The sequence below is a fragment of the Streptomyces sp. FH025 genome, assembly GCF_017427025.1.
Lineage (GTDB): Bacteria > Actinomycetota > Actinomycetes > Streptomycetales > Streptomycetaceae > Kitasatospora.
Genome location: NZ_JAFLNG010000666.1, coordinates 1 through 4277 on the forward strand (window position 1 = coordinate 1; position 4277 = coordinate 4277).

Below are 4277 nucleotides of genomic sequence, written 5' to 3' on the forward strand. Positions count from 1 at the left end.
ACGGTGCGGCCTGGCGCGGGGCACTGGCCGGGGCGGAGGCGGTCGTCCATGCGGCGGCCCTGCACGCGCCGCACGTCGGGGTGCGGCCGGACGCGGAGTTCCACGCGGTGAACGTCGAGGCGACCGGGGGGCTGCTGGCGGCCGCGGAGGCCGCCGGGGTGCGCCGCTTCGTCCTCACCAGCTCGACCTCGGTGTACGGGCATGCGCTGGTGCCGTCCGACGGCGCGGCGGTCTGGGTGACCGAGGACCTGGCCTGCCGGCCGCGCGACATCTACGACGAGACCAAGCTGGCCGCCGAACGCCTGGTGCTCGGAGCGACCGGCGCGAGCGGCATGACCACGGTGTGCCTGCGGATCGCCCGCTGCTTCCCCGAGCCGGCGCCCCTGCTCGCCCGGCACCGCCTCTACCGGGGCGTCGACCTGGCCGACGTGGCGCGCGCCCACCTGCTGGCCGTCGACAGCGCCACGGCCACCGGCGTGCTGAACATCGCCGGCCCCTACCCCTGGCAGACCGGGGACGCGGAGCGACTCCACCGGGACCCGGCGGCCCTCATCACAGAACGGCTGCCGGCCGAAGCGGCCCTGTTCGACCGGCTCGGGTGGGACCTGCCCTCCTCCGTCGACCGCGTCTACGTGTCCGAGCGAGCCACCGCGGCCCTGGGGTACCGGCCACTGCGCGGGGTGGCCGAGGTGCTGGCCGAAGCGACCAACCAGTAGGAGCCTGACTGACAATCTGAACGACAGCGAACAGGGCCCATCGAGGGCGGTGGTCCGGACGGTGGAGACTTCGGAAGGCTGCCCCCTAGGATCAGGCCGTGTCCCAGACTTCTAAGGAAGACCACTACGCGGGAGCCGCGTTACGGCACCACAGCGACGCGGTCTACCTGCACGACGACGGCCGGCTGCCCAACGCGGACCACCATTTCGGCTTCGCGGTGGAATGTGCCCTGAAGAGCCTCATGCTGCGGTACACCCGGGTATCGGTCGCCCCGATCAAACCGGGGGGCCAGCCGACCAGCAAGCCGTACATCCCGCAGCAGGGCGGCAAGCCGAAGTACATCGAGCACCTCCCGGAAGCTTGGTCCGATGCGGGAGATGTCATCGCCGACGCCGCGCTCCTGCTGAACGGGCGCACCGGAGGCGCCCTGTCCGCGATCCTCGCGGCTTCGACTCCCTTCGCCACCTGGAGCGTGCATGACCGTTACAGTGACGGCTCCTCCGTCATTGAAGCTGATGTGCGAGCCCGACGCGCGGCGTCGGAACTGATTCTCGGCCTGCACGAGCGGGCTCTCATCGACGGAGTACTCACGTGACCTTCCCGCCCGACCCGGTCCGCTTCGACGAGGCCCGGCCCCTCGCGCTCGCCGTGGCCCTCGACGCAGCTGCATCCGGTGTCGACGTCCTGGTCGTGCGGGACATCTTCGGCCGCCTGGCCCTGCTCCTGGACGACCGCTCGTGCAAGGTCGAGACAGCCGACCAAGAGGTCTGGCGTGAACGGATCATCAGCACCCTGGGCCGGTATGCAGCCGACCGACCCCTGCTCCTTGCTTCCGGTCTCTTCCAACCGGACGCATACTTCGCGTCACCCCGGGCGGCTGCTGAACTCCGTTACGTCGCAGCACCTGGCCAAGGCAGCATCCGCTGGCTCGACAACACCGTTGTCGGCGCGGACTGGGCCCGTGTGAGCACTCCGGAGGCGGAGTCAGGCGGCGTGCGTACTGCGCGCACCGCGCTCTACGGATTCAAGGGTGGGGTAGGCCGCTCGACTGCCACGTTCATGCTGGCGAAACACCTGGCCAAGAAGGGCAACTGTGTCCTCGTCGTAGACCTGGACCTGGAATCCCCGGGTTCGGGGCCGCTACTGGTCACCGAGGACCAACTACCCGCATACGGGATCATCGACCAACTCGTGGAATCTGCATTGGGAAACGAGGAGGGGCTCGACCTCGTCGCGCAGGCCACGCATTTCCAACTCCAGGACAATGGAGAACTCTGGGTCGCCCCTGCGCGAGGACGTGGGGTGCCCGGCACCGAGTACGCCTACGTGGACAAGCTCAACCGCGTCTACGCCGATGTGCCCGGGCACGGTGGAGGCACCTTCGCCGACCGGCTGGAGGCTGCGGTCCGTGCCTGCGAGGACGCAGTCGCCCGGGAGAGCCGCCGTCCCGACGTCGTACTTCTGGACAGCCGCGCAGGTATCCACGACATCGCCGCTGTCACCATCTCGCGCTTGTGCGATCTCGCCTTGCTCTTCGGCAGCGACAACGGCCAGACCTGGGCCGGTTATCGCGATCTCTTCTCGGCATGGCTCTCCTCCGGTCAGGCGAAGGAGATCCGGGAGAAGCTGCGGATGGTCGCCTCAATGGTCCCGGGCGCCGATGGACCCGCTTACCTGGAGACCTTCCGAGACCACGCCTGGGAGTGCTTCTCCGTCCTCTATGACGACCTCATCGACGGAGACACGGGCTTCAACCCCAGCCCGGAGGACAAGTCTGCGCCGCATTCGCCCATCCCAATCCTGTTCGCCGTCGAACTCGTCGGCCTTGACGCAGTCTCCACACCAGGATGGGACGGTCATCCGCTCGTTGGCGCCGCGTACGATGCCTTCCTGGAGACCGCCACCAATCTGATGATCGAAGGACCGCGATGACCGCCCCGCTCAAGGCCGAGGACTACCGGAACCTGCTGGTTTCCGCGCTGCCCCCCGCACAGGACGCGGACACGGTCGAACCGACGCTCCTCAACCTCTTCACTCCTGATACGCACCGTCTCGCACTTCACATCGACACCACCGTGGTGCGGGGCGGCCGAGGAGTGGGCAAGACCTTCTGGTGCCGCTCCCTGCTCGACGATCAGCTGCGGGACATCGCCGCCGAGGAGTACCGCATCGAGCGGCTCCGGAGCCTGAGGGTTTCGCCTGGTTACAGCGCGATGCTGGATCCCGATCTGTACCCGGGTGCCGGCGAACTGGCAAACCTGGTGAACAGCGGCGTCCGTGCCTACGATCTGTGGAACGCCGTGCTTCTCGTTGCACTCGGGCAGCCCGAGCTCCAGGGAAACATGGAGTGGACCGACCGTATCGCCTGGGTACAGGGCAATCCGGGAGCACGCGACCGGACCATCGCTCAGGCCGACAAGCAGGCGCAGTCGGAGAGGACCACGCACATGATCCTCTTCGATGCGCTGGAGCACCTCCACCGGGACCGGGCTCAAGCAGACCGGCTTGTCGCCGGTATCCTCCAGCTGGCTCTGGAGATGCGTCTGAGCACCAAGAACATCCGATGCAAGATCTTCATTCGGCCCGACATGTTCGACGGAGCGCTCCTCCACTTTCCGGACGCATCAAAACTGACCTCGAACGCCGCCAGCCTCCAGTGGACGACCACCAATTTGTACGGTCTCTTCTTCCACTACCTCGGCAACCACGACAGCATCGGGTCCACGAACTTCCGTTCCTGGACCGGCAGCTGGAGCGAGCACGCCGGACGGCATCTGCTCCCGTCAACGCTGCTCGGCGACGAGCAGGTCCAGGCGTCCGTCTTCAGCGAACTGGCCGGACCGTACATGGGCGCCAACTACCGGAAGGGCATCACGTACACGTGGTTGCCCAACCACCTCATGGACGGCGTCGAGCAGGTGAGTCCCCGGAGCTTCCTCAACGCGCTGGGCATGGCCGTGGACGAGACCCGGGGAAAGTACGCGAGCCATCCGTTTGCCATCCACCACGAGGGAATTCGCAAGGGCGTCCAGTCGGCCTCGCAGACGCGCGTCAACGAGATCCGTGAGGACATGCCCTGGGTGCGTACGGTCATCGAACCGCTGGCGGGCCAGCAGGTCCCGATCGACCAAGGGCTTGTCCTGGACCTTTGGCGGGCCTCGGATCTGACCTCCACGCTGGGCAGGGAGGCCGCCCGCGCCAATGCGGGCGGGAATGAAGTGAAAGTCCGTACCGGACCTCGCTACCCGGACGACCACCTGCGGCTGATCGACGAGTTGATCGCCCTCGGTGTGATGCGCCGCCGCAAGGACGGGCGGATCGATCTCCCGGATGTGTACCGGATCGCCTTCTCGATCGGCCGAAAGGGCGGCGTGCCGAAGGTCCAGTCGTAGGCGGCCGTCACTCCGTGGTCCTGCCGTCCCCGAGCCCGACCGAGGAAGACCCACCAGCCTGTCGGATTGGTGGGGTGGGCCCGGCTCCGCTCCTGCGCCGGGCCCACCCCGGATCGGTTCTACTCCTCCGGGATCGGGCCTGGGGCGGCGGCCGGGAGGCGGGTGGCC

At 67.7% G+C, this 4277-nt stretch carries 4 protein-coding genes; all 4 read left to right on the top strand.

Translation table 11 applies throughout. From position 1 onward, the window contains the following. Positions 1–716: NAD(P)-dependent oxidoreductase (locus J0670_RS31650; protein ID WP_207815362.1), on the top strand; the 716-nt coding region annotated here is incomplete at its 5' end. A 98-nt stretch (positions 717–814) separates the two neighbouring features. Next, positions 815–1312, top strand: a complete 498-nt coding sequence (locus J0670_RS31655; RefSeq protein WP_207815363.1) for a hypothetical protein — start codon at positions 815–817, stop codon at positions 1310–1312. Beyond that, positions 1309–2649, top strand: coding sequence for a KGGVGR-motif variant AAA ATPase (locus J0670_RS31660; RefSeq protein WP_207815365.1), 1341 nt, complete (start codon positions 1309–1311; stop codon positions 2647–2649). The genes J0670_RS31655 and J0670_RS31660 overlap by 4 nt, the downstream gene beginning before the upstream one ends. After that, complete coding sequence (locus J0670_RS31665; protein ID WP_207815367.1) at positions 2646–4109, top strand: hypothetical protein; 1464 nt, start codon at positions 2646–2648, stop codon at positions 4107–4109. The genes J0670_RS31660 and J0670_RS31665 overlap by 4 nt, the downstream gene beginning before the upstream one ends. Positions 4110–4277 lie beyond the last annotated feature (168 nt).